This is a genomic window from Pseudomonas sp. NPDC078700, assembly GCF_044542375.1.
In the GTDB taxonomy this organism is placed as follows: Bacteria; Pseudomonadota; Gammaproteobacteria; order Pseudomonadales; family Pseudomonadaceae; genus Aquipseudomonas.
The window spans coordinates 674,441-700,204 of record NZ_JBITUI010000004.1; the positions used below are offsets into that span (position 1 = coordinate 674,441).

A 25,764-nucleotide genomic window follows, 5' to 3' on the forward strand; every position below is an offset into this window, starting at 1 on the left:
GTTTTATCCTAAAATGTAAGCAACCAATAAGGGGGCGGTTCTCTAGGGATCCTCTGAAAAAGGTAGCGAGCGACGGGAGTACAAGGCAAAAAGATGCGAAAAAGCGCAGTTTAGTTGTCCTAAATGAGCATTTTGAGCAGATTTTTAACGCCGTAATACCTAGCGCAGTAGTTTTTCAGAGGTTCTCTAGGCATAGCCCGTGGGCAGTTGAGAACCGGAGTGTTGGCCTGCTACCTAGCAAACACAATCGAATAGCTATTTGATTACAGATATAAGGATATCCAAACATGTTGCGCAAAGCTTTATCGTCTATCGCGCTGTTGGGCGTTGCAGGGAATGTTTGGGCGGGCGGCATTATGGTCTATGAGGTAGGGCAAGAGGGAGCCGGTTTGGCTAACGCAGGTGCTGCAGTACTGACCACGGACCCCAGCATTCTGATGAACAACCCCGCTGGTTTAACGGCCCTGAAAGGGAATCAGGTCAACGCCAACGGCCAAGCGATGTTGGGCCACATCAAATTCTCTCGTGATGACGATAACGACTTTGACGGCAATGAGGGCGGCAATGCCCTGAAGTATTTCCCGGGAGGCAGTATTTTTGCCAGCCACCAAATTAACGACCGCGCCACTGTTGGCATCGGGATGGTGGGTAATTTTGGTCTGGCGGTGAAATATGATGACGACTGGGCGGGGCGTTACTTCACCCAAAAGTCATCGATTATTGGTATCGCTTTTCAGCCTACGCTGTCATACAAGCTCACCGATGATCTTTCCGTCGGTTTTGGTCCGCGCGTGGTGTTCGGCCGGTTCCTCACCGAGGTGGCGGTCAACAACAACCCCCTTGGCCTCGGTAACGCGGATGATGGCCAACTGAAATACCAGGACACGGACTGGGGATTGGGAGTCACTGCCGGGCTTATGTATGACTTGAGTGATCGCACGCGCTTGGGGTTGTCCTACGTCAGTTCGGTCAAATTTAAGTTTGATGACCAGCCCGAGTTCAATGACATCAGCAACCCACTGCTCAATGCTGCCTTGGGCCGTATCAATGCTGATCAACTAAATGTCGACATGACCATTCCGCAGTATGCCTTGGCGAGTATTTCCCATCAGGTATCTGATCACTGGACATTATTGGGGAGCGTGGGCTGGCAGGACTGGAGTGAGTTCGGCCAGATCGGTGTTGAAGTCGACGGCAACCCGGATGGCTCTTCGGTGACGCGACAAGTTGACCGCAAATATAAAGATACCTGGCATTTATCGGCGGGTGCGCAAAATCAAATGACAGACAAACTGCGCATCAATATGGGCGTTGGCTATGACACATCGTCTGTGGATGATGACGACCGCACCGTTGACGTGCCGGTTGGTGCTGCCTGGCGCTTTGCGACCGGCCTGAACTATAAGATCGATGAAAGTATGTCGGTCAACCTCAACTACACCTTGATATGGATGGATGATTTGAGTATTGAACAGAGTAAGCGCAACGGTGACACCATCTCTGGCGAATACAAAAAAGCGGCGATTCATGTTCTCGGTGGTGGCGCGACCTGGCGTTTTTAAATCTTGCGGCCGGTTGCAGGCTTGATTGTTTCGCCCTGGCGCGGTCATCGTCATGACCGCGCCCAGGTCAATATGCGCTTGATTGCCCTACACAAGTGCTTGATGGGTCAGTTGTTTATCCAGCCAGATATCAACGCTCAATCTATGTTCACCTTCTGGGGCCAGGGTGACGATGTCATCCAGAACATTGGCGTGCTCAATGCAAAGCATCTGTTGCCAGGCAGCGTTATCGAATTGCGATAAGCGCTGTGCTTTGTCTATCCAGGGGTTCCAGACGACGGCGGATTGCGAGCCGCTGCTGAGCAGATTGATGGTGCGTTGCCAGAGTGGGTCAATCACTTGAAGTTTGGCCGAAGGCTTCAGGTAGATGCGGTCGGTCTCTCCGTTGAAGTGCACGGCTCCGGACTGCTTACGCAACTGCCAGTCTTCCAGGGTTTCGATGTAGTCGCAGTCTTGCAGGCCTTCGACGCTTACCTGATGGATATCACTTACCGCGAAGTAGCTATGCAGGGCCTGGCTGAACGCCAGTGGTTGTTGGCCAATGTTGCGACATACCAAGCTGATACTCAGGCGTTCACCCAGGCGCAGGGTCAGCGACAGTTCTGCTGCGTGCGGCCAATGCGCTAGAGGCTGCTCAAGGCTGTTGTAGCAAAAAGTGATGCTGACGGCTTCCTCCAGTTGCTCAACGCCCTCCAGCGTCCAGTCAATGCTGCGTACAAGGCCGTGTGCACCCGCCTGCTGTGGTTGTTGGTGCATGGCCTGAACGGTTTGCGGATTGCGTAGTAAGTCGCCGAACCATGGCCAGCACACAGGTACACCGCCGCGCTGACTATTGCCGGGTTTTAGTTCAGCCTGCTCGCTGAGCCAGATGATGGGTGGCTCGCCTTCGTTTCCATAGCTGAGAATTTGAGCGCCTTGTTCTGCAATCAGCAGTTTGCTGTTGTTGAAGCACAGGCTCCAGCAGGTCAGTGAACCCATTTCGATACGTTCAACGCTTGCAGTGGTCATCAGTTTTCCTGTGGTAACGAGTTGAAGATGGATTTGCAGGGCTGTCGGACTCGTTGCCCCAGCCGAATGCAAAACGCCCGTAACAAGTACGGGCGTTTTGACCAAGCACTGCAGCGTTAGTTGCCGTACACCTGCTCCGGTAGCCAAGTGATCAGCCCCGGGAAGATGTAAGCGATGACCAGAAGAATGATCTGAATCAGAATAAACGGCAGCACACCCTTGTAGATGGTACTGGTTGCCACTGATGCAGGCGTGACACCGCGCAGGTAGAACAGCGCGAAGCCAAACGGCGGCGTGAGGAATGATGTCTGCAGGTTAAGTGCAATCATGACCCCCAGCCAGATTGGATCTAAGCCCATGGCCATCAATACCGGCCCCACAATCGGCACCACCACGAAGGTGATCTCGATGAAGTCGAGAATGAAGCCGAGGAAGAAGATCACCACCATCACGAGGAAGAATGCACCGAGCACGCCACCTGGCAATTGCGCGAAGACTTCCTCAATCAATATTTCGCCGCCGAAGCCACGGAAAACCAGAGAAAACAGCGATGCGCCAATCAGGATCATGAACACCATGGCGCTGATCTCAGTGGTGCCGTACGCGACTTCCTTGACCTTGGTGAAGTTCAGCTTGCCTTTCAGTGTCGCCAGAATCATCGCACCCAGGGCGCCAAGAGCCGCTGCTTCAGTCGGTGTGGCATAACCGGCTAGAATCGAGCCGAGCACTGCAGCAATGAGGATCAGCGGAGGGATCAGGGCATTGGCAAGCTTGCCCCACTCAATCGGGCCAAGCTCTTCCTGTGGCAGCGCAGGTAGCTTCTTCGGTTGGAAAATCGCCACACCGATGATGTAGAGGATATACATGCCCACCAGCAACATGCCTGGCAGAAATGCACCGACGAACAAGTCACCGACCGAAACGGTTTTTGGCGAGAAGATGCCCATCTTCAACTGTGCTTGCTGGTAGGCGCTGGACATCACGTCACCGAGCAATACCAGGACGATTGAAGGCGGGATGATCTGCCCCAAAGTACCCGTTGCAGCCAAAGTACCGGTCGCGATGGCGGGGTCATAGCCACGGCGCAACATGGTTGGCAGCGCAAGCAAGCCCATGGTCACCACTGTCGCGCCGACAATACCGGTGCTGGCGGCGAGTAATGCACCTACCACACACACCGAGATCGCCAAGCCACCGCGCAGGGTGCCGAACAGTCGCGACATGGATTCGAGCAGGTCTTCGGCAACCCTGGACTTCTCCAGCATCACCCCCATAAACACGAAAAGCGGCACCGCCAGCATCGTCTGGTTATTCATGATGCCGAATAGACGGTTGGGCAATGCGCTGAGGTAGGTGGGGTCGAAAGTGCCAGTGACGATACCAATACCGGCGAACAGCAGGGATACGCCACCCAGGGTAAATGCGACCGGATAACCGGCCATCAGCGCCGCACAAATACAGATAAACAGCAGAATCGGCATTAACTCAACCATGCTTCACCTCCGGCTCGGGCAAATGACCGGCGAGCATGTAAACAGCTTTAATGATGTCGGAGATTCCTTGCAGAACCAGGCAGACCACCAAAATCAGAATGATGCTTTTTTGTAAGTAGACGAAGTGCAGGCCACCGGTTTCACTGGATGCCTCTTTTGTCGCCCAGGAATTGGCCACGTAGTCCCAGCTGCTCCAGCCCAGAAACAGGCAAAGCGGCAAGAGGAATAGCAGCGTGCCGAGAATATCGACCACTGCTTGGCGCTTGACGCTGAACTTCTGATAAAAGATATCCACACGCACGTGTGCGTTGCGTTGCAGCGTCCAGGCGGATGCACCCATGAAGACTAGGGCGTGAGCATACAAAACAGCTTCTTGCAAAGCTGTGGCACCGATTCCGAAACCGTAGCGTAGGATGACTACAATGGCGGTTCCGAAGACAAGAAATGCGGTGAGCCAGGCGCAGGCTTGGCCAAAGCGTTTGTTCAGCGCATCGATAATGCGCGCAAGGTGGAGCAAAAGTGGAGGCTTGTCGGACATGGTGAGTCCTTATCGTTATGGGTAAGTAAGCGGCAGGTCGGTGATTCTAGGCAGCTCGAGCAAATGCAGCAATGGCACTACAACTTTAGTCGCATCCACTAGGCTTGAGAGTCACTTCGCCCTATGTTACTTAGGCGCGGTCTGCTGACAGTGATCCTGTGGTAAGACCAATACAACAAGAAGGAGCATTGCATGAAACGTCGTCAAATACTCGCTGCAGCTGGTGTAGGCCTTGCCGCCACTGCGTTGGCGGGTTGTAACAAAGAAGCTGATTGCAGCAAAGAAGTCGCTGCTGGCAGCGCTGCCAAGCCCCAAGAAGGCGCTGGTGGAGAAACGTTCCACTGGAAAATGGTCACTTCTTGGCCAAAAAATTTCCCCGGTGTTGGCGTAGGCGCAGAAAATTTCGCCAAGCTGGTTAATGAAATGAGTAAAGGCCGCTTGACCGTTAAAGTCTATGCGGCGGGTGAGTTGGTTCCTGCTCTGGAAGTATTCGATGCGGTTTCGCGCGGTACTGCAGAGATGGGCCACGGTGCCCCTTACTACTGGAAAGGCAAAGTGCCAGCTGCGCAATTCTTCTGTGCTCTGCCATTTGGGCCTAATGCGCAGGAAATGAATGCTTGGCTGCACAGGGGCGGTGGCCTTGCGTTGTGGGAGGAGGTTTACAAGCCGTTCGGCGTGCTGCCAATGGCCTGCGGCGCAACTGGGGTGCAGACAGCTGGCTGGTTCAACAAAGAAATCAACTCGGTTGATGACTTTAAAGGCCTGAAAATGCGTACGCCGGGTCTGGGCGGCGAAGTACTGACCAAAATGGGCGGTACAGTGGTCAATATGCCGGCGGGGGAAATTTTCACCGCACTGCAAACCGGTGCAATTGATGCCACCGAGTGGATTGGCCCATACAACGACCAGGCACTGGGTCTGCAAAAAGCGGCTAAGTACTATTACACCCCAGGTTGGCAGGAGCCGAACGTAACCTTCGAGCTCGACATCAACATCAAGGCTTGGGAAACCTTGCCAGCGGACCTGCAAGCAATCGTGCGTGCAGCTGCTCGCGATATCAACGGCGACATGCTTGACGACTACAACGCACGCAACATGGAATCCATGGAGCAGCTGAAGAAAGAGGGCGTTGAAGTACGTCGTCTGCCTGACGATGTCTTGGCCAAGCTTAAAGGCATTGCGGCGGAAGTGGTTGATGCCAGTGCTGCCGCCGACCCTGCCGCGACCAAGGTATGGGCGCAGCAGAAGGCCTATCTCGAGCGTCTTTATGAGTACGCCGAAGCTAACGAGAAGGACATCTACAACATCCGTGGCTAATACCGGGGGCTGTTTGTAGTTGAAATAAAAACGCCGGCAACTGAGCCGGCGTTTTTATTAGGCTAAGTAAGTGCTTTACGCTTAGTCGACGGCTTTAACCATGTCTTCAATAACTTTCTTGGCATCGCCAAACACCATCATGGTCTTGTCGAGGTAGAACAGTTCATTGTCGAGCCCGGCGTAGCCGCTGGCCATCGAGCGCTTGTTGACGATGACGGTCTTGGCTTTGTAAGCCTCAAGAATCGGCATGCCGGCAATCGGCGACTTCGGATCGTTTTTCGCCGCGGGGTTAACCACGTCGTTGGCGCCTAACACCAGCACCACGTCAGTCTGGCCGAACTCGGAGTTGATGTCTTCCATCTCGAACACTTGCTCGTAAGGCACTTCGGCCTCAGCCAGCAACACGTTCATATGGCCAGGCATACGACCGGCAACCGGGTGAATGGCGTACTTAACGGTGACACCGCGATGGGTCAGTTTTTCAGCCAGCTCCATCAATGCATGCTGGGCGCGGGCGACTGCCAAGCCGTAACCCGGCACGATAACCACAGTGTCGGCATTGGTCAGCAAGAAGGCGGCATCGTCACTTGAGCCCGATTTAACCGGACGCTGTTCTTTGCTGCCGGTTGCAGGACCTGCATCCGCTTCGGCACCGAAGCCACCGAGGATCACATTGAAGAACGAGCGGTTCATTGCCTTGCACATGATGTAAGACAGAATCGCGCCGCTCGAACCCACCAACGAACCTGCGATGATCAGCATCGAGTTGTTCAGTGAGAAGCCGATACCAGCAGCAGCCCAGCCTGAGTAGCTGTTGAGCATCGACACCACAACCGGCATGTCTGCGCCGCCAATCGGAATGATGATCAGCACGCCGATAATGAACGCCAGAATCAGCAGCAAAGTGAAGGCGGTGAGGCTGCCGGTAAAGGTGAAGTACAAGCCCAATACCAGAATCGCGATACCCACAATCAGGTTGAGCTTGTGCTGGCCGCTGAACGATACCGGTGCGCCTTGGAACAGGCGGAACTTGTATTTGCCAGACAGCTTGCCGAAGGCGATGACCGAACCGGAGAAGGTCACTGCACCGATGGCTGCACCAAGGAACAGTTCTAGACGGTTACCGGCAGGGATGGCATCGCCAAGGGCTGCAACGATACCCAGTGACTGCGGCTCAACTACGGCTGCAATTGCAATAAACACCGCTGCCAGACCAATCATGCTGTGCATGAAAGCAACCAGCTCGGGCATCTTGGTCATTTCAACGCGCTTGGCCATGATCGAGCCGGCAGTGCCGCCCGCCAATAGTCCAAGGAGTACGTAACCGATACCCGGTGTTTCCGCTTCGGCGCTGAGTTTGTACATCAGGGCGATAGTGGTGATGACAGCCAAGCCCATACCGATCATGCCGAACAAATTGCCGCGGCGTGAGGTGGTTGGATGCGACAGGCCTTTAAGTGCCTGAATAAAGCAGATCGAGGCGATCAGGTAGAGAACAGTGATTAGGTTCATGCTCATGATCAGTGTTTCTCCGTCGGCGCGGCTGCTTTAGGCGCCTTCTTCTTGAACATTTCGAGCATGCGTCGGGTGACCAAGAAACCACCGAAAACATTCACCGCAGCCAGAGCGACGGCCATGGTGCCCATGAACTTGCCAAACGGGGTCACAGTCAGTGCAGCGGCCAGCATGGCGCCGACAATCACAATGGCCGAAATAGCGTTGGTAACCGCCATCAGCGGTGTGTGCAGTGCCGGGGTGACGTTCCAGACCACGTGGTAGCCGACATAAATCGCCAGCACAAAAATGATCAGGTTGTAGATACCGTCGGAAATTTCCATGTCTCTACTCCTTTAGCCGTTGCTGCGGACGATTTCACCGTCGCGGCACATCAGGCATGCGGCGACGATGTCGTCTTCTAGGTTGACGTTGAATTGGCCGTCTTTGTCGAGGACCAACTTGAGGAAGTCGAGCAGGTTGCGTGCGTACAGTGCCGAAGCATCCGCCGGTACTAAGGCCGCAAGATTGCTGTGGCCGACGATGGTCACGCCATGCTTGACCACCACTTGCTCGGCTTCCGTCAGTGGGCAGTTACCGCCTTGAGCTGCAGCGAGGTCGATGATCACCGAGCCGGGCTTCATTTCTTGTACGGTCGCTTCATGCAGCAGAATCGGTGCCTTGCGGCCCGGAATCAGAGCTGTGGTGATAACGATATCGGCCTGCTTGGCGCGTTCGTGCACCGCTTTGGCCTGGCGCTCCATCCACGAGGCTGGCATCGGGCGGGCGTAACCACCAACACCCTGTGCTGCATCGCGTTCTTCATCGGTCTCGAAAGGCACATCGACAAACTTGGCGCCCAACGACTCGATTTGCTCCTTAACCGCAGGACGCACATCTGAAGCCTCAATCACCGCACCCAGGCGCTTGGCTGTTGCGATAGCCTGCAGGCCTGCAACGCCAGCACCAAGAATCAGAATCCGCGCGGCCTTAACGGTACCGGCAGCGGTCATCAACATCGGCATAAAGCGTGGGTAATGATGTGCAGCGAGCAGCACGGCTTTATAGCCAGCAATGTTGGCTTGCGATGAAAGCACATCAAGGCTTTGTGCGCGTGAGGTACGCGGCGCAGCTTCAAGGGCAAAGGCGGTAATGCCGCGAGCATTCATCAGGGCGATGGTTTCGTTGCTGAACGGGTTGAGCATGCCAACCAGAACGGCCCCGGATTTCATCAGCGCAAGTTCAGCTTCAGTTGGGGCGACCACTTTGAGTACAAGTTCAGCGCCAAAGGCCTCGTTATCGCTGCCAATGGTTGCGCCTGCAGCTTCATAGGCTGCATCAGTTACGCTGGCACTAATGCCCGCGCCACTTTGTACTGTTACCTGATGGCCTTGGCCAATCAGTTTCTTAATGGTCTCGGGAGTCGCAGCTACGCGCGTCTCGCCGGCATGGGTTTCGAGAGGAACACCGATGTGCACTTCAAATCTCCTGCGTGATCTTTTTTTGTGAACCCGGACGCTACGTTGGCATGCGGGCGAGGGGAGGATCAGCACAATCCCGCTTAAGTATCGCTTCAAGTATTTAGCGGGGTCGGCATTTTGCAGGTGAAGCGCGGGGCCTTCAAGACGTTCTGTAATAAAACATTGTAGTAACTACAGGTCACCAGATGACTATACGGCCAGTAGTTGCTGTTAAAGCCCTGAAAATAGGGCGTTTGTGATGATTTTAAATGGTTCTCACATAGCTCGACGCGGCTGAAATAATTTGCGATTCAGCAGATCAATGGTTCGCAGTGTAATTTGAGCTAATACCGCTGAACTAGCGCAGTTGCGACCTTTAGTGTGCAAAAAACGCAACACTTGGAGGGCTCTGGAGAGGGCTGCTCTGTAGCTGCTACAGTTGTTGACTACGAGGTCAGCTTGTTGATGTTGTCCACTGATTTAAAAGGCTTTGGCCCGATTGAGGCAGGCTCGTAAGGCATAACAAATAGCGAAAATAGTTCGAACGCTGTCATTTATTCCAGTCCACAGCGTTGGGCGTACGCCTTCGTTTGCTCAATAAGCCAGTCGCGCAGTGCTTGCAGTGCGGCCGACTCGGCTTTGCGCTCGGGAATGATAAGAAAATAAGCCTTTTCGCTCGGGTAACTGTAGGGGGACGCAATAATGAGTCGGTCTTCACTTAATTCGCGTTCAATTAGAAATGGCGGTATGAGGGCTATGCCCATCTCGTGAATAGCCGCTTGCGCAAGCATCGAAAAAAGCTCGTAGCGGGGCCCACTCATGTCGCGCGCGACAGCCATTCCCTGGGCATTGAACCACTGACGCCAGCCATAAGGACGGGTCGTTTGCTGGAGCAAGGGCAGGGTCGCCAGTTCATCGGCCGAAAGCTGTTTGCGTCCGTCGAGTAAAGCCGGGCTGCACACCGGCATTGAGTTTTCGCGCATCAATCGATAGGACGCTGTACCAGACCAGTCGCCATCCCCAAAATAAATTGCAGCATCAAAATCGGTATCGGCAAACAGAAAAGGTCGCGTGCGATTGGTCAAGTTAACCGTAACTTGTGGATGTAGGTGCTGAAACTCCTTCAGTCGAGGCAGTAGCCACTGGGTGCCAAATGTCGGCACAACGGCTAGCTCAATGGTTATAGCGCCCTGTTGACCTATCACTGCCAACGTATCGCGCTCCACTGCATCCAGCTGACTGGCAACACGGCGTGAGTAGGACGCACCCGCCTCAGTTAATACGACCCCGCGTCTTGAGCGGCGAAACAACTCAACGTTAAGAAACGCCTCAAGCCCGGCGATCTGACGGCAAATTGCGCTCTGCGTCAGTGCAAGTTCCTGCGCCGCTTTGGTAAAGCTCTGATGTCGTGCGGCTGACTCGAACGCAATCAGCGCTGTAGTGCTGGGTATTTTTCGGCGCATGGGTGTCGGTCCGGTAGCTGAGCTCTGTGTTGGCGCGTTTCTCTTGGCAACATGCTGGAAAGTTACTCTGTGCCATGATTTCGCTTGAGTAACACCTGGGTCGAATGCCTGTCCAGTTGTGGCTAAACAGGCGCTATCAGGTGCAGCCTAAGCTTTCTAACCCGCCCAGTTAGTAATATGTGAGGTTTCGAGGGAGCGGTTACGGAGTGACTATTATGCACAGGTTAGTGCGAAATACTCGTTTGTCTCATGGGTCTTGCGGGTCTAGGATCAGTCCAGACGATTATAGGTGGAGCGTTGCCATGGCTGCGCTCCTTCGCTGAACTGAGGATTACCTGATGGCCAAGGCAAGCTTTAACTGGATCGACCCCCTGCTGCTGGATCAGCAACTCACCGAAGAAGAACGCATGGTGCGCGATAGCGCCCAGCAGTTTGCCGATGACAAGTTAGCGCCGCGTGTGCTCGAAGCTTTCCGCAATGAGCAAACTGATCCGGCTATTTTTCGTGAAATGGGTGAAACCGGTTTGCTGGGCGCGACTATTCCCGAAGCTTACGGTGGTAGCGGTCTCAACTATGTAAGCTATGGTCTGATCGCTCGTGAAGTAGAGCGAATTGATTCGGGCTACCGTTCGATGATGAGCGTGCAGTCGTCCTTGGTGATGGTGCCGATTTACGAGTTCGGTAATGAGGAGACCCGGCAAAAGTACCTGCCGAAGCTGGCCAGCGGTGAATACATCGGTTGCTTTGGCCTGACCGAGCCCAATCACGGTTCTGATCCTGGTGCGATGATCACCCGAGCGAAGAAAGTTGAAGGCGGCTATCGCATTAGCGGCAGCAAAATGTGGATCACTAACAGTCCGATCGCCGATGTCTTTGTCGTTTGGGCCAAAGATGATGCTGGCGAGATTCGCGGTTTTGTTCTGGAGAAAGGTTGGGAGGGGCTCAGCACCCCCGCGATTCACGGCAAGGTTGGTCTGCGCGCATCAATCACCGGCGAAATCGTGATGGACAATGTATTCGTTCCTGAAGTTAATGCCTTCCCGGACGTGCGCGGCCTTAAAGGCCCGTTCACCTGCCTTAACTCTGCACGTTATGGCATCAGTTGGGGCGCTTTGGGTGCGGCTGAGTTCTGCTGGCACACTGCACGCCAATACACCCTGGACCGGCAACAGTTCGGTCGTCCGCTGGCTGCGACGCAGTTGGTACAGAAGAAATTGGCCGATATGCAGACTGAAATCACCTTGGCGCTGCAGGGTTGCCTGCGTCTGGGGCGTATGAAGGATGAGGGCACTGCGGCAGTCGAGATCACCTCAATTATGAAGCGCAATAGTTGTGGCAAATCCCTGGAAATCGCGCGGATGGCGCGTGACATGCTCGGTGGTAATGGCATCAGCGATGAGTTCGGTGTGGCCCGGCATTTGGTGAACCTTGAAGTGGTTAACACCTATGAAGGCACCCACGATGTTCACGCGCTTATTCTGGGTCGGGCGCAAACCGGTATTCAGGCATTCTTCTGATTTGCTGCATGCAGGAAAGGCGGTCAACGTCTTTTCTGCTGGCTGCATGCGCCTTTTGATGCGTGCTTTTGGTTGTGTCTAGCCTCATCCACGGAGTCTGTTATGTCCGGTGCACTGTCGCATCTGCGTGTTCTTGATCTGTCTCGTGTACTGGCTGGACCTTGGGCGGGGCAGATCCTCGCCGATCTCGGGGCAGAGGTGATCAAAGTCGAGCGTCCGGGTTTGGGTGATGACACGCGTCATTGGGGGCCTCCGTTCCTGCAGACTGAGGCGGGCGAGAATACCTCCGAGGCCGCCTACTACCTCAGTGCTAATCGTAATAAGCAGTCGGTTACCATCGATTTCACCCAGCCCCGCGGCCAGCAATTGATTCGTGAACTGGCGGCCAAGTCGGATGTGCTGATCGAGAACTTCAAAGTCGGAGGGCTGGCTGCTTATGGTCTCGATTACGCGAGCCTGAAAGTGCTTAATCCACGATTGATTTATTGCTCTATAACTGGTTTTGGCCAGACCGGGCCCTATGCAAAGCGTGCGGGTTACGACTTCATGATTCAGGGGTTGGGCGGGCTGATGAGCCTGACGGGTCGCCCGGATGGTCAAGAGGGTGCCGGGCCGGTGAAGGTCGGTGTGGCGCTGACCGATATCATGACCGGCTTATATTCCACCTCGGCCATTTTGGCTGCGCTCTCCAGTCGCGGTGAGACAGGGCAGGGGCAGCACATTGATATGGCGCTGCTGGATGTGCAGGTCGCCTGCTTGGCGAATCAGGCGATGAACTACCTGACAACCGGAACAGCGCCGCAGCGCTTGGGCAATGCACACCCTAATATCGTGCCATACCAGGATTTCCCGACAGCTGACGGCGACCTCATCCTAACGGTGGGGAACGATGGTCAGTTCAGGAAATTTTGTGAAGTCGCGGGTAAGCCTGAGTGGGCCGATGACCCACGGTTTACCACTAATCAGGCCAGGGTCGCACACCGGGCAGAGTTAATCCCGCTGATACGTCAGGTCACGGTGTTTAGATCAACTGCGCAGTGGGTTTCAGATTTAGAAGCGGCGAGCGTCCCATGCGGCCCGGTCAATGATGTGCAGCAAGTGTTTGCTGATCCACAGGTGATCGCCCGTGGTTTGCAGATTGACTTGCCACACCCGCTCGCTGGTTCAGTACCGCAAGTCGCAAGCCCAATAAGGCTATCCGAAACGCCAGTGCAGTACCGAAATGCACCGCCACTATTGGGTGAGCACACCGAGCGCGTGTTGCAGCAATGGTTAGGGCTGACTGCTGAAGAGTTACAGGCGCTGCGTGAAGATGCAGTGCTTTAGAAGATATTTACTAGACGCTTAGCGAAAGCTTCCTATCTCCACTGCTTGATGTAATGCCAATATAATGGCGACTGTTTTTTTGCGGAACACTTAGACAGTTTTTTTTTAATTTAATTTCACGCCTGTGGAAATAACGCCTAATCTAATTTCTTTTAGACGGATAATTTCCTACAGGGCTGTAGATGATTAGTTTTAGTTGTATTCGATCTGCAGTAATTTTGACCGTCTCATTCTTTTCATCACTGCTTAGCTCGACTTTCAGGCTGATTGCCAAATTCCAGCATCTACTAATGTGCGGCTGCCTGCTGTCATCTGGTTATGCAGTGGCTCTGCCGCAAGCGCCTAAAAGCGTGGTTTTTTGGTATGCAGTTTCCCCGCCCTTGGCTGAGCTTGCTCAGTTTGACTGGGCTGTGGTCGAGCCCGCTCACCTCACCTCAAACGACGTTAAGTTTCTGCGTGATCAAGGCTCTCAGCCTTTTGCCTATTTATCTGTGGGCGAATTCGATGGTGATCTAAACCACCTGCAAAACCAAAGCCTGCAACCTGGGGCCAGCCCAACGCGCAACGATGCTTGGCAGAGCCAAGTTATGCGACTCAGCTCAGACGTCTGGCGCAATCATCTACTGCAACGCGCGAAAGCGCTCAAAGCCCAAGGCTACAGCGGACTTTTCCTCGATACCCTTGATAGCTTCCAGTTGTTGCCAAAAGATCAGCAAGAAGCTGAGCGCGTTGCCTTGCGCGATTTCCTCAAACAATTGGCCAAGCAAGAGCCTGGCCTGAAGCTGTTCTTTAACCGCGGCTTTGAAGTGCTGCCTGAGCTGAAGGGCGTGGCCGCAGCCGTCGCAGTTGAATCGATTCATGCCGGTTGGAATCCAACAGCGCGCAGCTATCGTGAGGTCCCAGCGAGTGATCGTGAGTGGTTGGAAGGGCATCTCAAGCCATTGCGTGAACAGGGGATACCGCTGGTTGCTATCGATTATCTGCCCGCAGAGCGTCGTGATGAAGCGCGTAAACTCGCCAAGCAGCTGCAAGGTGAAGGCTTTATCCCTTTTGTGACCATGCCTGACTTGAATTACTTGGGCATCAGTTCGATTGAGGTCAAGCCACGTCGAATTGCGCTGATTTATGACCTGCGTGAAGGCCCGTTAAATCAGTCGGCTGGTTTCAATGTCCTCGGAGGCTTGCTCGAGTACTTGGGGTATCGCGTCGATTATTTGGTTGCAGACGAACTGCCCGCACGCCCCGCAACAGGCCTCTATGCTGGAGTGATCACTTGGATGAATACAGGGCCGCCTGTGCAGTCAAGTGAGTTCAACAGGTGGATCAATCAGCGCCTTGATGAACATGTTCCGCTGGCTTTTTTCATGGGTCTACCCATTGCTGATCCGCAACTCTTGAGTCGTCTTGGTTTGCGTCTTAGTACTGCTGTGGTCAGTAAGAATGCCAAGCTGGTTGAGTATGACAAGACTCTGCTGGGTAGTTTTGAAGCGCCGGTGAAGATGCGCACGCGTGAGTTTGTACCGGTTAGTGTATTGCCCAATGGGCCTAAGCCTGCGCTGACCGTCAGTGATGCTGATGAGTTATATACGCCTGTGGCGCTGGGCGAATGGGGCGGCATTGCCCTCGGACCGTTTGTGCTTGAAAGCATTCCCGATCAAAAGCGTTGGATTGTTGATCCCTTTGCATTTTTGCAGCGTACTTTAAAGCTAGAGACCATGCCTCGCCCCGATGTCACCACAGAGAACGGTCGGCGTGTTGCGACTGTGCATATCGACGGTGATGGTTTTGTGTCGCGAGCCGAGGTTCCAGGTAGTCCTTACGCGGGTGAAGAAGTACTCAATAGCTTTATCAAACCCCATGACTTTTTGACCTCGGTTTCGGTTATCGAGGGCGAAGTTGGGCCAAAGGGTATGTATCCACATTTGTCGGCTGAGTTGGAGCCAATTGCGCGTAGGATTTTTGCCGAAGATAAGGTCGAAGTGGCCACTCATACCTTTAGTCACCCGTTCTTCTGGCGCCCGGAAGACGCGAGTAAACGTGAGGATTTTGACCCAGATTACGGCTTTATGATGGCCATTCCAGGCTACAAGAAAATTGATTTCAAGCGTGAAGTTATCGGCTCAACGGATTACATCAATGAGCGATTAACCACACCCGAGAAACCGGTAAAAATGATTTTCTGGTCGGGTGATGCTATTCCGGATGCCGCTACTATCAAGTTGGCCTATGACAAAGGTTTGACCAATGTGAATGGCGGTAACACGGCGCTGACCAATGCATTCCCTTCGCTTACCAATCTTTATCCGTTGATAAAACCCAGTGCTGGTGGCGTTCAGTATTACGCGCCTGTTATCAATGAGAACGTCTACACCAACCTCTGGCACGGTCCTTATTACGGTTTTCGCGATGTGATGCAGACCTTTGCATTGACCGACAAGCCGAGAAGGTTGCGCGGACTGCACCTGTATTACCACTTCTACTCCGGAACCAAGCAGGCCTCGATTAAGGTCATGGACGAGATTTACCGCTCGATGCAAGCGGAGCATCCAATTTCGCTTTGGATGAGTGATTACATTCCACGGATGCGTGGTTTGTATCAGACCAGTATCGCCCAGCTCAACGATGGTCGCTGGCAGTTTCGCGGGTTGGACAAGTTACGTACTGTGCGGATTGATCCGGCAATGGGCTGGCCTGACTTAGGACTTTCTGAAGGTGTTGCCGGTGTTCGGGATTTACCGCAAGGCCGCTATGTTCATTTCAGCAGCGAGTTTCCGCTATTGAAGATGCGCAACACCCGCGACCCACGCCCTGCGTTAGAAGAGGCCAATATTCCGCTGAATGATTGGGTGTATCAGGATGATAAAACGGTACGAGTTTCATTCTCCGGGCAGTTTCCACTGCAATTCAGTGTCCGCGCTAAAGCGGCGTGCTCACTTGAGTTAGCGGGTAAACGTTATGTAGCTAAAGCGGTTGATGGCCTTTGGCAGTTCAATATTGATAAAACACAGGTGAAAGATGCGCAGCTCACCTGTCGTTAAAAAGACTCGCTTACTGAGCCCATGGATATTGTTACTGATTGCCGTCTTAATCGGGGGGCTATTGGTTGTCAGCTTTTCGGGCAAGGATGTGTTCTTGCCCGATGAGGGTAAGCCGGATGCTGTTTCGATTAACTATGCCGAACTATTGCTCAAGGCTGATCCCGATAATCAAGAGCTGCGCGAAACGTTGATCGGCCAGTTGATTGAGTTGGGCAGATACGATGATGCGCTACGGCACATTGATGAATTGCCTGTTTCAGTCCCCACTCTGAAAAGCTTCTTCGAGTTGGAACTCGATACGTTGAAAGCGCTTTCGCAACCTGACGGAATCGCTGCGGCAAACAAGGCTGATTTGATTGCGCGGATGCGATCTATACCGATTGTTAACTTGAGCCGCGAGCAGATTAAGCGGCAAGCCAACTATGCCCTTTCTCTTGGGGCACCGGATGTAGCAGCCCCTATTTACCTTGAGCTGGCCAAGCGTCAACCAGAGAAGAAAAATGAATGGCTTGAGCAGGCGGCAAAGTGGTTCCTCGCGGGTGCCGATCCTGCACGCGCAGCCGAGGTGTACGAACAACTGCTTGATGATGTGAGTGCGCCAGATAAGCGTCTTGAGTTGATCTATCAGACCCTACTGGCTCTGCGCGGTGCAGCCCAAGAGAGCGAGGCGGCACTCTTTCTCAGTGAGCATTTAACCGAACTGAGTGGGGACGATACAGACCTGCTAGATGAAGGATTTCACGCTGCATTGGGGAGTAACCGCTATGACCTCGCAGAGAAGTTTGTGCGGGCTTGGCGTGATCAGCAGCCTGATGACAGGCGGGCAATCAAGGCGGAGTTTGATCTGCGCATGGCCTCTGGTGATATTGAGGCAGCCTGGCCGTTGGGGCAGATGTTGATAGCGATGGAGCCGGATAACTCCAAGCTACTGAGTACTATGGGGCAATTGGGTGAGTGGAGTGGCCACTCGATTGAGGCGCTGGGCTATTGGGAGCATTTGCTCGGTCTTATGGAAGACCCGACTATCCGGGAGCGGTCATGGCGCTTGGCAACACAGTTATTCGAGTTTGAGCGGGCCATTCCGCTACTGGTGACCTTGGGCGAAATGCGCGAGTTGACCACTCAAGAGCTCGACTCTCTGGTGTATAGCTATGAGTCATTGGGTGAACCTGAGGCAGAAGAGGCGTGGTTGCGCAGCTACATAAAAGCGCAACCTAGTCACGAACTTGCCTGGGTGCGATTGCAGCAATTGCTGGAGCGTACCCAGCAATTTGCGGCAGAAACTGAGGTCCTGGCGCAAATGGATAAGCGTTTTGGTATTTCAACTGACGCCCGAGTCAGTTGGGCGCAAGCGCACTGGAAGCTCTTTGATGAAGAGTCCGCGTGGCGTGTGTTATCCGCTAAGAATGCCCATGCTGAGAAAATTACTAATGTTGAGTATTGGCGTGTTCGCGCCGAGTTGGCGTGGGTATTGGGGGATGATCGGGATACTGAGTACGCATACGAGCAATTAGTTGCGCTTAATGCACCGCTATACAGCTCTGATCGAGAGCAGTTGTTTAACATTTATCTGCAAACAGATCCGCCAAGAGCTTTAGCGCTGCTGGTTTCATATTGGAATGCACGCCATAAGCCGAGTCGATTGATCAGTGCTCTGGAATTGGCTGAAGAACTGGGCGAATGGGAGCTGTACGCATCGCTCGTTGAGAGTGCCAAGGCTGTACCGGAAACCGAACAACTGCCGCAGCTCTGGAGTGCTAGAGCGCAACTGGCTATGCGTGCAGGCGACAGCGCCGCAGCCGAACGTATTTTTGTGCAAGCCCTCAGCAAGTTTCCAACATGGAACTCGTTCCGTGGACAACTATTATGGCTGTACATCGACCAAGGTCGCCGTGCAGATATTGAGCAGTCACTGGGTAAGTGGCAAGCCATTGCACGGGCTGACGGCATCATGTGGCTGCCCTTTGCCACTGCCAATTTAATGCTCAACCGAACCGAGCGAGCGCTGGCTTGGTTTAAGCTTTATTTGCAGTCCCATCCGGGCGACCAACTCGTCAACGCAAGTTATGCAGATGCGCTTGAGAGTGCAGGTTACAAGGAAGCAGCGTTGCGTTTACGCAATAAGTTGATTAAGCAAATGCTGGCACAAACACTGCCAACTGATCCGGATACATTACGCACTTACTTACGTTTACTCAGCAGCACCCATTCACAGAGTGCGGCGACCGCACAAGCCACTAAGCTTGAAGGTGGCTCTAAAGCGATGCTGCAAGTTTGGTTTGAGCAATACACCGCCCAGCTCAGCGCAAACGGTCAGGCCGATATTAATGGTCAGTGGCTGGCGTGGGCGGGTGGCCAGGGTTTAAAGATTGAGCGTTATGAGCAGCTCAGCGAAGCTGTACGTACCCTTAATCGCACGCGCTTGCAGGCTGAGCTGGATAAAGGCGGTTTGGATCCTTTGCAAGAAACTGAAGTACTTACTGCGCTGGGGAAGAACAGCCAGGCCCATGCGTATGCATTAAGCCATATCTCGAATGAGTATCCAGAGTCTGTCAGCAACCAGCTTAGGGCTTCGGCAGCCGGTATTATTGAGGCGACACCACAAGGCGCTCAGGTGGGCTGGCAGAGCGAAGACTTTGGCGGCCTTAAGTTAAAAGGCGCACGCGCTGCAATTGCCAGCAATCTCACCGACGACTGGTATGCGCGACTTGATTTGTTCGATGGTCGCTATGACTCGCAAAGCCTGGATGAAAGCGTTATTGGCAATGAGCGCAACGCTGAGCTGACATTGCAGCGGGCAATGGACAATGGGCTGTTTGGCATCGAGCTGGATGCCAGCTGGCGTGACGATGAAGACCGTTTCGGTTTTGGTCTGTTTCGCACCTTGCAACTAACCTCTGGCGATTTGCTGCGCTTTGACCTGGATTACCACCGTGAAGCAGATGAAAGTGGTTTGCTGCGTGCTTTGGGTATGCGTGATGGCTTGACCGTCGGCGGCCAACATAACATCAGCGCCCGTGACCAGATTGCTTGGTCGGTTGGCCAGCAGTACTACAAAACCCGTCAAGGCGATGACATCGGCTCGGGTCAGAAGTACAACCTCGAATACAACCACACACTATTTTTCGCCGGGCCTGCTTGGGTGCTGCGCACTGGCGTCGACTATCAGAGCAATAGCCTGGAAAACAGCTTGCCTGACGATTTACTGACTTCCGCCGCTAATGCAAATGCGTCTGGTTTATCTGGTGGTGCCCTAGATGTTGAGGGCGCAACTCCTGAAACCTTGCTTGAAGAGCGTTATGGCCAGTTGTACGTAGGTACAAGTTTTCAGCGCGGCTTACCCGGTTCATTGAATCGCAGTCATCCACAGTACACCTGGTTTGTAGACATGCAAGCAGGCTGGCAGTGGGTTGATCAGGAAGTTAACTACGCCATCAGTACGGGCCTAGGCATGGAGGTGATTGGTGATGATGAGCTGGCATTTTCCATGGGGTATCAATCGGCACCGCAAAACGGTGATGGTGAAGCAGGCGGTACGGCAGCAATTACTTACAGCACCCGTTTTGGGCGCTGAACATAGATTTAAATGGAGGAACTGACAATGTTGAGTATTCGCAAGCTGGCCTTGTTGGCCGTGGTTGTCGCGGTATCAGGCTGTTCAAGCTTCACCACACCTGATGGCCAGGTGTTTCCCCGTGATGCGCAGTGGGGCGTTCTGCCGTTAGTTAACTATTCGCAAGCGCCTCAAGCGGGTCAGCGCAGTGAGCAAATTTTGCTCAGTGTGTTGAATGAAGAAGGCCTGCACCCACGTCTTTACCCGGCAAGTGTACAAAGTGAACTGCCACTGCTTGATGATCGTACTCGTCTTGATGAGGCGCTTAACTGGGCCCGTAAACAAGGTTTGGACTACGTGATCAGTGGTAGCGTTGAAGAATGGCAGTACAAGAGTGGCCTTGATGGTGAGCCTGCTGTAGGTCTGAGCTTGCAGGTTCTTGAGCCTGCAACAGGTCGCGTGCTCTGGAGCAACAGCGGCGCTCGTGCCGGTTGGTCGCGCGAGAGCTTGGCGGGTACCACTCAAAAAGTCCTGCGTGAACTGGTCGGCGAATTACAGGTTGAATGATGGCAACTGAGTCTGCTCACAAGGACTTTGCCCTCGCGCCCCGCGCCAGTGGCCAGGTCTCCTGGATCGAAACCCTATTAATCAGCGTGGTAGCAATTGCGCTCGGTTATTGGCTGTCACCCGCGGATCCATTGTTGGTGCATGGCTCATTCCCGTGGCTGATCCTCGCGCCGTTGCTGATGGCTGTTCGTTACGGCTTTATGCGTGGCTTGATCAGTGCTTTGATCATCGTCGCTGCGCTTTTTGCTTATCGAGCCAATGGTCTGGAGCTTTATCAGCAGTTACCTACATCATTTGTCGTCGGTGTGTTGATTAGCGCGATGCTCATCGGTGAGTTTCGCGACATCTGGGAGCGTCGTCTGGAGCGTCTTAATCTGGCCAATGAATACCGCCAGTTGCGCCTTGATGAATTTACTCGCGCCCATTACATCCTGCGTATTTCCCATGATCGTTTGGAGAAGCGCGTTGCGGGCAACGATCAAAGCTTGCGCAGTTCACTGCTGGGGCTGCGGGCAAAAATGCGTGAGTTGCCACGCAATGGTATGGATATTTCGGTGCTGGCCGAGTCCATTCTGACGTTGCTGGCACAATATGGATCGTTCCGTGTGGCCAGCCTGCACTTGGTCAAAGATAGTAAAACCGTAGTGCTCAAACCACTGAGTAGCATGGGCGAAGTGCAACCTATGCTCGCCGGTGATTTGCTGGTCGAACAGTGTTTAGCGCAAGGCCAATTGGTCAGCGTGCGTGAAGAATTGATGGAGCGTGGTGAGCATCGTCTCCATTCGCAATATCAGGTTTGTATTCCACTGATGGATACCGAAGATCGCATTGTGGCTTTGCTGGCCGTTGAGCAAATGCCTTTCTTCTCCTTTACCCAGCGGGTACTCAGTTTGCTGATGATCCTCTGCGGGCATATCGCAGACATGCTGCAAACCGATGCGCAAACTTTACAGCTGACAGACATGGATGCTCAAGACTTCAGCATGCAGCTTAAGCGCTCGCTGAATGACGCTATTGAGCATGACCTTGAAGCGCACATGTTTGTGATCGAGGCCAGTCCAAGCGAACATCATGATGCGTTGTTACGCCTGATCCAGGACAGCCGTCGTGGTCTCGACGTGCAATTACTTACCATCAACGGGCGCGGTCACGACTGTGTGCTGGTACTGCTGCCGCTCACGTCTGCAGATGGCGGTCAGGGTTATCTGACCCGGCTTAATAACATTATTCATGAGCGATATGGTTTAGATCAGAGCTTCGATTCGTTGGGCATTCAGATCCGCGAGTTCGATATTGATGGCCAGGGCGGGAGCGAAAGCTTGCGGCGTTTTCTGTTTAATGAGTGTGGGATCAATGATCAGCAAGTGGCTATTTAGCGGGGCGATACTGTTCGAGCTGAGCAGCTTTGCTGCTTTCCTTGAAAATTTATCCACAGTTGAAGCCACGCTGCTTTATGTCACTGCGCATGGTTTGGCGAGTTTAATGCTCAGTGCCGGTGTGTGGTTGCTGCTGCCTCGTCGTTATAAATTCCCACTGCCATGGAGTCCGCTGGTGCTCTTTAGCCTGGCGTTCTTCATACCTATTCTTGGTACTTTGGGTGTGATCTTGGCGGTATTCCCGGCGCTTTATCTACCTAGGCGGCTGAAGCCCCAAGTCTGGCAGTCAATGGGGGTGCCTGAGTTGCCGTTTCGGGCGCAAGAACTCGGCCGTGACTTGATGTTCAACGATGGCGGTCTGCAGGATGTATTACGCCACGCGCCAAGCCCTGAGCGTCGCACTATGGCGTTGATGGCCACGCGCCGAATGAGTGGTAAGGACTCTATCCCAATTCTCAAACTGGCCTTGCGCGATCCCGCAGATGACGTGCGTTTGCTTGCATACTCGATGCTCGATCAGCAAGAAAGTCAGATTAACCAGCGAATCGAGAAAACGCTTACCCAACTGCAAAATGCGCCAAAGGCTGAGCACGCCTCATTGCATTCAACTCTGGCTCGCTGGTACTGGGAGCTTGCTTATATGGGGTTGGCCCAAGGCAGTGTGCTTGAGCATGTGCTCAATCAGGCGCGCGACCATGTTGAGCTCGCATTGAGTTTGGGTGCCGGTGACGATATGCACTTGCTGGCAGCTCGGGTTGCGATGGAGCAAGGTTTGTTAGACATGGCGAGTGGCCACTTAAGGGCAGCCGAAGCTGCAGGTCTTGCGCAAGAAAAAATTGCTCCATTTAAGGCTGAGATTGCATTTATGCAGGGACGTTATGCTGATGTGCCAATGCAGTTGTCTCAGCTGTCTAGTGAAACCCTCAGTCGCCCACCCTTTGGTGCGCTGGCGAGATACTGGTTATGAAGAATAAAGCGCTTGATACAGCGCCCGTTGCTGATATCTGTTTGCTGCTAGAGGGCACTTGGCCTTATGTTCGCGGAGGCGTTTCCAGTTGGGTCAATCAACTGATCCTTGGCTTGCCTGAACTGACATTCTCGGTGTTTTTCATTGGTGGGCAGCAAAGTGCGTACACCAAGCGCCAATATGCCATCCCGCCGAACGTCGTGCACATTGAAGAACATTTTCTGGAAAGCTCATGGACCGCGGGCCGTGCAGTGATGTCGGCCAAGCGGGAAGGGCCAAGAGCCGAGATCAATGCTCTACACGAATTTTTTCATCACCCGAATGAACCGCTGGTTGAGCAGGGCGAGCAAGTACTTGAGATTCTCGCTGCAGGCAATGTGACCTTAGATGATGTACTGCACAGTCGCGCCAGTTGGGATGCGGTAACCGAAGGCTATAGCAACCACTGCAGCGACCCTTCTTTTGTCAATTATTTTTGGACGCTGCGGACAATGCAGGCGCCGTTGATGATGCTGTGTGATGCGGCCATGCGCATGCCCCGGGCGCGCGCACTGCACTCAATTTCCACTGGCTATGCGGGTTTGTTGGGCAGTATTTTGCAGTCACGCTGGAATTGCGCCTATGTGCTCAGTGAGCACGGTATTTATACCAAGGAGCGCAAGATCGACTTGGCCCAGGCGAGCTGGATCTCCGACAGCCCTGACGAAGCGTTGAAAACCGGAATTGACTCCGAAGTAAACTACGTGCGGCGTTTGTGGATCCGTTTCTTTGAACGCATTGGGTTGCTGGCATACCGATCGGCCAATCCGATTACTGCTTTATATGAAGGCAATCGTCAGCGCCAGATAGCCGATGGAGCCGATTCGCAACGTGCTCGGGTTATTCCGAATGGTATTGCGATGGATGCTTGGGCTAATGCGATTGAGCAGCGGCCGGCTGGCATTCCTCCCATCGTCGGTTTGATTGGGCGGGTAGTGCCGATTAAGGATGTGAAAACCTTTATCCGGGCAATGCGTGGGGTGGTCAGTGCCATTCCGGATGCAGAAGGCTGGATTGTGGGACCCGAAGAAGAAGATCCAGAGTACGCCAATGAGTGCCATAGCCTGGTAGTCAGCCTTGGCTTGCAGGACAAAGTGAAGTTCCTAGGCTATCGCAATATTCGCGAGTTGCTGCCCAATCTCGGCATGATGGTCCTGACTTCTATCAGTGAAGCTCAACCCTTGGTGATTCTTGAGGCGTGGGCTGCAGGCACACCGGTTGTGAGCAGTGATGTGGGTTCTTGCCGCGAGCTGATTGAAGGCGCCGAGGGAGAGGATCGGGCATTAGGTCGTGCCGGGGAGGTGGTTGCCATTGCAGACCCACAAGCAACGTCCCGAGCGATTGTCAGCCTCCTTACTGACTCATCTCGTTGGCATGCTGCCCAGGCCGTAGGTTTGAAGCGGGTTAACACCTATTACACCGAGACCCTGATGTTGCAGCGCTATCGCACACTTTATAACGATGCTATTGCCATGGGGGCCCACTGATATGGCTGGCATTGGTTTTGAACTGCGTAAGATTCTTTCGCGAGACTCCTACACCTCAACCTTGCGTGCTTATGTATATGCTGGGTTGATCGGCTCTGGTCCTTGGGTGCTGTCGATTCTCAGTGTGATGATGATCGGCGTGCTCAGTCTCGGTATCGTGGTGCCTGAACTCCTTATCAGGCAATTTCTGATTACGGTCACCTACCTGATGGCAACCTCGCTGATTATCACTGGCGGGTTGCAGCTGATGTTTACCCGCTTTATCTCAGACCGTCTGTTTGAAAAGGCCAATGACAGAATCCTTCCTAATCTGGTTGGGATGCTGTTGGTGGTTACTATAGGTGCAGGCTTTTTGGGCTTTGCGGTGCTGGCGTCGCTCTTCGATACATCTTTTACCTATCGCGTACTGGTGGTATCGAACTTTGTCGTACTGTGTAACCTGTGGTTGGTGATTACTTTCCTATCCGGGATGAAGGCCTATAACCGCATTTTGTTGGTGATGTTGGCGGGTTATTCGCTGATGGTGCTCTGTGCGCTGCTGCTACGCTTCTTGAAGATGGAAGGCCTGCTACTCGCCTTCCTGATAGGTCATGCCAGCCTCCTCTTTATGTACTTGTTCGATATCTTGCGTGAGTACCCTGCAAAGCAATTGGTTGCCTTTGATTTCTTCAAACGCAAGCAGGTCTTTTATAGCCTGTTGATAACAGGGCTTTGCTACAACCTAGGGGTGTGGATAGATAAGTTCATCTTCTGGTTCACACCAGCGACATCAAGTCAGGTCATTGGGCCGCTGCGTGCATCCATTCTCTATGACCTGCCGATCTTCCTCGCGTACCTGGCGATTATTCCCGGCATGGCGGTGTTCCTGGTGCGGATTGAAACTGACTTTGCCGAATGGAACGAGCGCCTATATGTAGCCATTCGTGGTGGGGAGACGCTGCAGCATATTGGCCAGCTTAAAGAGCAGATGATTTTGTCCATCCGCCAAGGCCTGTTGGAGATCTGCAAGGTTCAGGGCGTGACCGTTACATTGTTGTTTCTGCTGGCGCCGCAACTGCTTGAGTGGCTCGGTATGTCCAGCCACTACTTACCGCTCTTCTATATAGACTTGATCGGCGTAAGTATCCAGGTGGTCTTTATGGCTTTGCTCAACGTCTTCTTCTATCTAGACAAGCGAGCCATTGTGCTTGAGCTGTGCATTCTGTTTGTCGTGCTCAACGCGGCGCTGACTCTATTAAGCATCTATATGGGGCCTAGCTTCTTTGGTTACGGTTTCACCTTGTCTCTGCTGGTCTGCGTGCTGCTGGGCTTGGGGCGCTTATCCAGCTCCCTTGATGACTTGGAGTACGAAACCTTCATGTTGAGCCGCTAATGGCTGATTTTGGCTTTATTTGAAATAGTTTCGAATAAAGCCTTGACGGCAAATCTGAGGTGCCTATAATGCGCACCTCTTCCGGCGTAGATCTCTCGGAAAACTTCTTAGAAAACAAGAAGTTAGCTTAAAAAGAGGGGTTGCAAAGCAACGAAAGTTGTGTAGAATGCGCCGGGCTCCAGAGGGT

18 protein-coding genes are annotated in these 25,764 nt (G+C 53.4%); 11 read left to right on the forward strand and 7 right to left on the reverse strand.

Features of this window, described 5'->3' with window-relative positions; translation table 11 throughout:
* The first annotated feature begins 287 nt into the window (after window positions 1-287).
* Entirely contained in the window at window positions 288-1,562 is a 1,275-nt protein-coding gene (locus ACIGCM_RS17265; RefSeq protein WP_397503291.1) for an OmpP1/FadL family transporter, read from the forward strand.
* An 87-nt stretch (window positions 1,563-1,649) separates the two neighbouring features.
* Here the strand turns inward: ACIGCM_RS17265 and ACIGCM_RS17270 are convergent, their stop codons facing one another.
* The 3 genes from ACIGCM_RS17270 to ACIGCM_RS17280 all read right to left on the reverse strand — a co-directional run bounded on the left by ACIGCM_RS17270 (window position 1,650) and on the right by ACIGCM_RS17280 (window position 4,601).
* Window positions 1,650-2,570, reverse strand: a complete 921-nt coding sequence (locus ACIGCM_RS17270; protein ID WP_397503292.1) for a D-hexose-6-phosphate mutarotase — start codon at window positions 2,568-2,570, stop codon at window positions 1,650-1,652.
* A gap of 116 nt (window positions 2,571-2,686) precedes the next feature.
* Window positions 2,687-4,063: a TRAP transporter large permease subunit gene (locus tag ACIGCM_RS17275; protein WP_397503293.1), complete on the reverse strand. Its 1,377-nt coding sequence runs from the start codon at window positions 4,061-4,063 to the stop codon at window positions 2,687-2,689.
* Window positions 4,056-4,601, reverse strand: coding sequence for a TRAP transporter small permease subunit (locus ACIGCM_RS17280; protein WP_397503294.1), 546 nt, complete (start codon window positions 4,599-4,601; stop codon window positions 4,056-4,058). The genes ACIGCM_RS17275 and ACIGCM_RS17280 overlap by 8 nt, the downstream gene beginning before the upstream one ends.
* A gap of 192 nt (window positions 4,602-4,793) precedes the next feature.
* On the opposite strand from ACIGCM_RS17280, the gene ACIGCM_RS17285 reads away from it, so the two are divergent.
* Window positions 4,794-5,918, forward strand: a complete 1,125-nt coding sequence (locus ACIGCM_RS17285; RefSeq protein WP_397503295.1) for a TRAP transporter substrate-binding protein — start codon at window positions 4,794-4,796, stop codon at window positions 5,916-5,918.
* 81 nt (window positions 5,919-5,999) lie between these two features.
* On the opposite strand, the gene ACIGCM_RS17290 is transcribed toward ACIGCM_RS17285, so the two are convergent.
* From ACIGCM_RS17290 to ACIGCM_RS17305, 4 genes are all read right to left on the reverse strand, one after another.
* The gene (locus ACIGCM_RS17290) at window positions 6,000-7,436 is read right to left on the reverse strand and encodes an NAD(P)(+) transhydrogenase (Re/Si-specific) subunit beta (RefSeq protein ID WP_397503296.1); all 1,437 of its coding nucleotides are present in this window, start codon (window positions 7,434-7,436) and stop codon (window positions 6,000-6,002) included.
* Between the two features lie 2 nt (window positions 7,437-7,438).
* Window positions 7,439-7,756, reverse strand: coding sequence for an NAD(P) transhydrogenase subunit alpha (locus ACIGCM_RS17295; protein WP_087515020.1), 318 nt, complete (start codon window positions 7,754-7,756; stop codon window positions 7,439-7,441).
* A gap of 12 nt (window positions 7,757-7,768) precedes the next feature.
* Window positions 7,769-8,890 carry a Re/Si-specific NAD(P)(+) transhydrogenase subunit alpha gene (locus ACIGCM_RS17300; RefSeq protein WP_397503297.1) on the reverse strand — a complete coding sequence of 374 codons (1,122 nt, stop codon included), beginning with the start codon at window positions 8,888-8,890 and terminating at the stop codon, window positions 7,769-7,771.
* 536 nt (window positions 8,891-9,426) lie between these two features.
* A complete protein-coding gene (locus ACIGCM_RS17305; RefSeq protein WP_397503298.1) occupies window positions 9,427-10,335 on the reverse strand; it encodes a LysR substrate-binding domain-containing protein in 909 nt (302 codons plus the stop codon).
* Between the two features lie 335 nt (window positions 10,336-10,670).
* On the opposite strand from ACIGCM_RS17305, the gene ACIGCM_RS17310 reads away from it, so the two are divergent.
* From ACIGCM_RS17310 to pelG, 9 genes are all read left to right on the forward strand, one after another.
* On the forward strand, window positions 10,671-11,852 hold the full coding sequence (locus ACIGCM_RS17310; protein WP_397503333.1) for an acyl-CoA dehydrogenase: 1,182 nt from the start codon (window positions 10,671-10,673) through the stop codon (window positions 11,850-11,852).
* 102 nt (window positions 11,853-11,954) lie between these two features.
* A complete protein-coding gene (locus tag ACIGCM_RS17315; protein ID WP_397503299.1) occupies window positions 11,955-13,178 on the forward strand; it encodes a CaiB/BaiF CoA transferase family protein in 1,224 nt (407 codons plus the stop codon).
* Between the two features lie 290 nt (window positions 13,179-13,468).
* Window positions 13,469-16,216: an endo alpha-1,4 polygalactosaminidase gene (locus ACIGCM_RS17320; RefSeq protein ID WP_397503300.1), complete on the forward strand. Its 2,748-nt coding sequence runs from the start codon at window positions 13,469-13,471 to the stop codon at window positions 16,214-16,216.
* The gene (locus tag ACIGCM_RS17325) at window positions 16,194-19,790 is read left to right on the forward strand and encodes a tetratricopeptide repeat protein (protein WP_397503301.1); all 3,597 of its coding nucleotides are present in this window, start codon (window positions 16,194-16,196) and stop codon (window positions 19,788-19,790) included. The genes ACIGCM_RS17320 and ACIGCM_RS17325 overlap by 23 nt, the downstream gene beginning before the upstream one ends.
* A gap of 27 nt (window positions 19,791-19,817) precedes the next feature.
* The gene (locus tag ACIGCM_RS17330) at window positions 19,818-20,336 is read left to right on the forward strand and encodes a penicillin-binding protein activator LpoB (RefSeq protein ID WP_397503302.1); all 519 of its coding nucleotides are present in this window, start codon (window positions 19,818-19,820) and stop codon (window positions 20,334-20,336) included.
* Complete coding sequence (locus ACIGCM_RS17335) at window positions 20,333-21,712, forward strand: PelD GGDEF domain-containing protein (protein ID WP_397503303.1); 1,380 nt, start codon at window positions 20,333-20,335, stop codon at window positions 21,710-21,712. Before ACIGCM_RS17330 ends, ACIGCM_RS17335 begins: the two co-directional genes overlap by 4 nt.
* On the forward strand, window positions 21,690-22,679 hold the full coding sequence (locus tag ACIGCM_RS17340) for a HEAT repeat domain-containing protein (RefSeq protein ID WP_397503304.1): 990 nt from the start codon (window positions 21,690-21,692) through the stop codon (window positions 22,677-22,679). The genes ACIGCM_RS17335 and ACIGCM_RS17340 overlap by 23 nt, the downstream gene beginning before the upstream one ends.
* A complete protein-coding gene (gene pelF, locus ACIGCM_RS17345; protein WP_397503305.1) occupies window positions 22,676-24,205 on the forward strand; it encodes a GT4 family glycosyltransferase PelF in 1,530 nt (509 codons plus the stop codon). Before ACIGCM_RS17340 ends, pelF begins: the two co-directional genes overlap by 4 nt.
* Window position 24,206: 1 nt before the next feature.
* Window positions 24,207-25,577: an exopolysaccharide Pel transporter PelG gene (pelG, locus tag ACIGCM_RS17350; RefSeq protein WP_397503306.1), complete on the forward strand. Its 1,371-nt coding sequence runs from the start codon at window positions 24,207-24,209 to the stop codon at window positions 25,575-25,577.
* Window positions 25,578-25,764 lie beyond the last annotated feature (187 nt).

What these genes read in the sequence shown, in the direction of transcription:
- ACIGCM_RS17265 (WP_397503291.1), top strand. Translation starts at nt 288, where the DNA reads ATGTTGCGCAAAGCTTTATCGTCTATCGCGCTGTTGGGCGTTGCAGGG.
- ACIGCM_RS17270 (WP_397503292.1), bottom strand. Translation starts at nt 2,570, where the DNA reads ATGACCACTGCAAGCGTTGAACGTATCGAAATGGGTTCACTGACCTGC.
- ACIGCM_RS17275 (WP_397503293.1), bottom strand. Translation starts at nt 4,063, where the DNA reads ATGGTTGAGTTAATGCCGATTCTGCTGTTTATCTGTATTTGTGCGGCG.
- ACIGCM_RS17280 (WP_397503294.1), bottom strand. Translation starts at nt 4,601, where the DNA reads ATGTCCGACAAGCCTCCACTTTTGCTCCACCTTGCGCGCATTATCGAT.
- ACIGCM_RS17285 (WP_397503295.1), top strand. Translation starts at nt 4,794, where the DNA reads ATGAAACGTCGTCAAATACTCGCTGCAGCTGGTGTAGGCCTTGCCGCC.
- ACIGCM_RS17290 (WP_397503296.1), bottom strand. Translation starts at nt 7,436, where the DNA reads ATGAGCATGAACCTAATCACTGTTCTCTACCTGATCGCCTCGATCTGC.
- ACIGCM_RS17295 (WP_087515020.1), bottom strand. Translation starts at nt 7,756, where the DNA reads ATGGAAATTTCCGACGGTATCTACAACCTGATCATTTTTGTGCTGGCG.
- ACIGCM_RS17305 (WP_397503298.1), bottom strand. Translation starts at nt 10,335, where the DNA reads ATGCGCCGAAAAATACCCAGCACTACAGCGCTGATTGCGTTCGAGTCA.
- ACIGCM_RS17315 (WP_397503299.1), top strand. Translation starts at nt 11,955, where the DNA reads ATGTCCGGTGCACTGTCGCATCTGCGTGTTCTTGATCTGTCTCGTGTA.
- ACIGCM_RS17320 (WP_397503300.1), top strand. Translation starts at nt 13,469, where the DNA reads ATGTGCGGCTGCCTGCTGTCATCTGGTTATGCAGTGGCTCTGCCGCAA.
- ACIGCM_RS17325 (WP_397503301.1), top strand. Translation starts at nt 16,194, where the DNA reads ATGCGCAGCTCACCTGTCGTTAAAAAGACTCGCTTACTGAGCCCATGG.
- ACIGCM_RS17330 (WP_397503302.1), top strand. Translation starts at nt 19,818, where the DNA reads ATGTTGAGTATTCGCAAGCTGGCCTTGTTGGCCGTGGTTGTCGCGGTA.
- ACIGCM_RS17335 (WP_397503303.1), top strand. Translation starts at nt 20,333, where the DNA reads ATGATGGCAACTGAGTCTGCTCACAAGGACTTTGCCCTCGCGCCCCGC.
- ACIGCM_RS17340 (WP_397503304.1), top strand. Translation starts at nt 21,690, where the DNA reads ATGATCAGCAAGTGGCTATTTAGCGGGGCGATACTGTTCGAGCTGAGC.
- pelF (WP_397503305.1), top strand. Translation starts at nt 22,676, where the DNA reads ATGAAGAATAAAGCGCTTGATACAGCGCCCGTTGCTGATATCTGTTTG.
- pelG (WP_397503306.1), top strand. Translation starts at nt 24,207, where the DNA reads ATGGCTGGCATTGGTTTTGAACTGCGTAAGATTCTTTCGCGAGACTCC.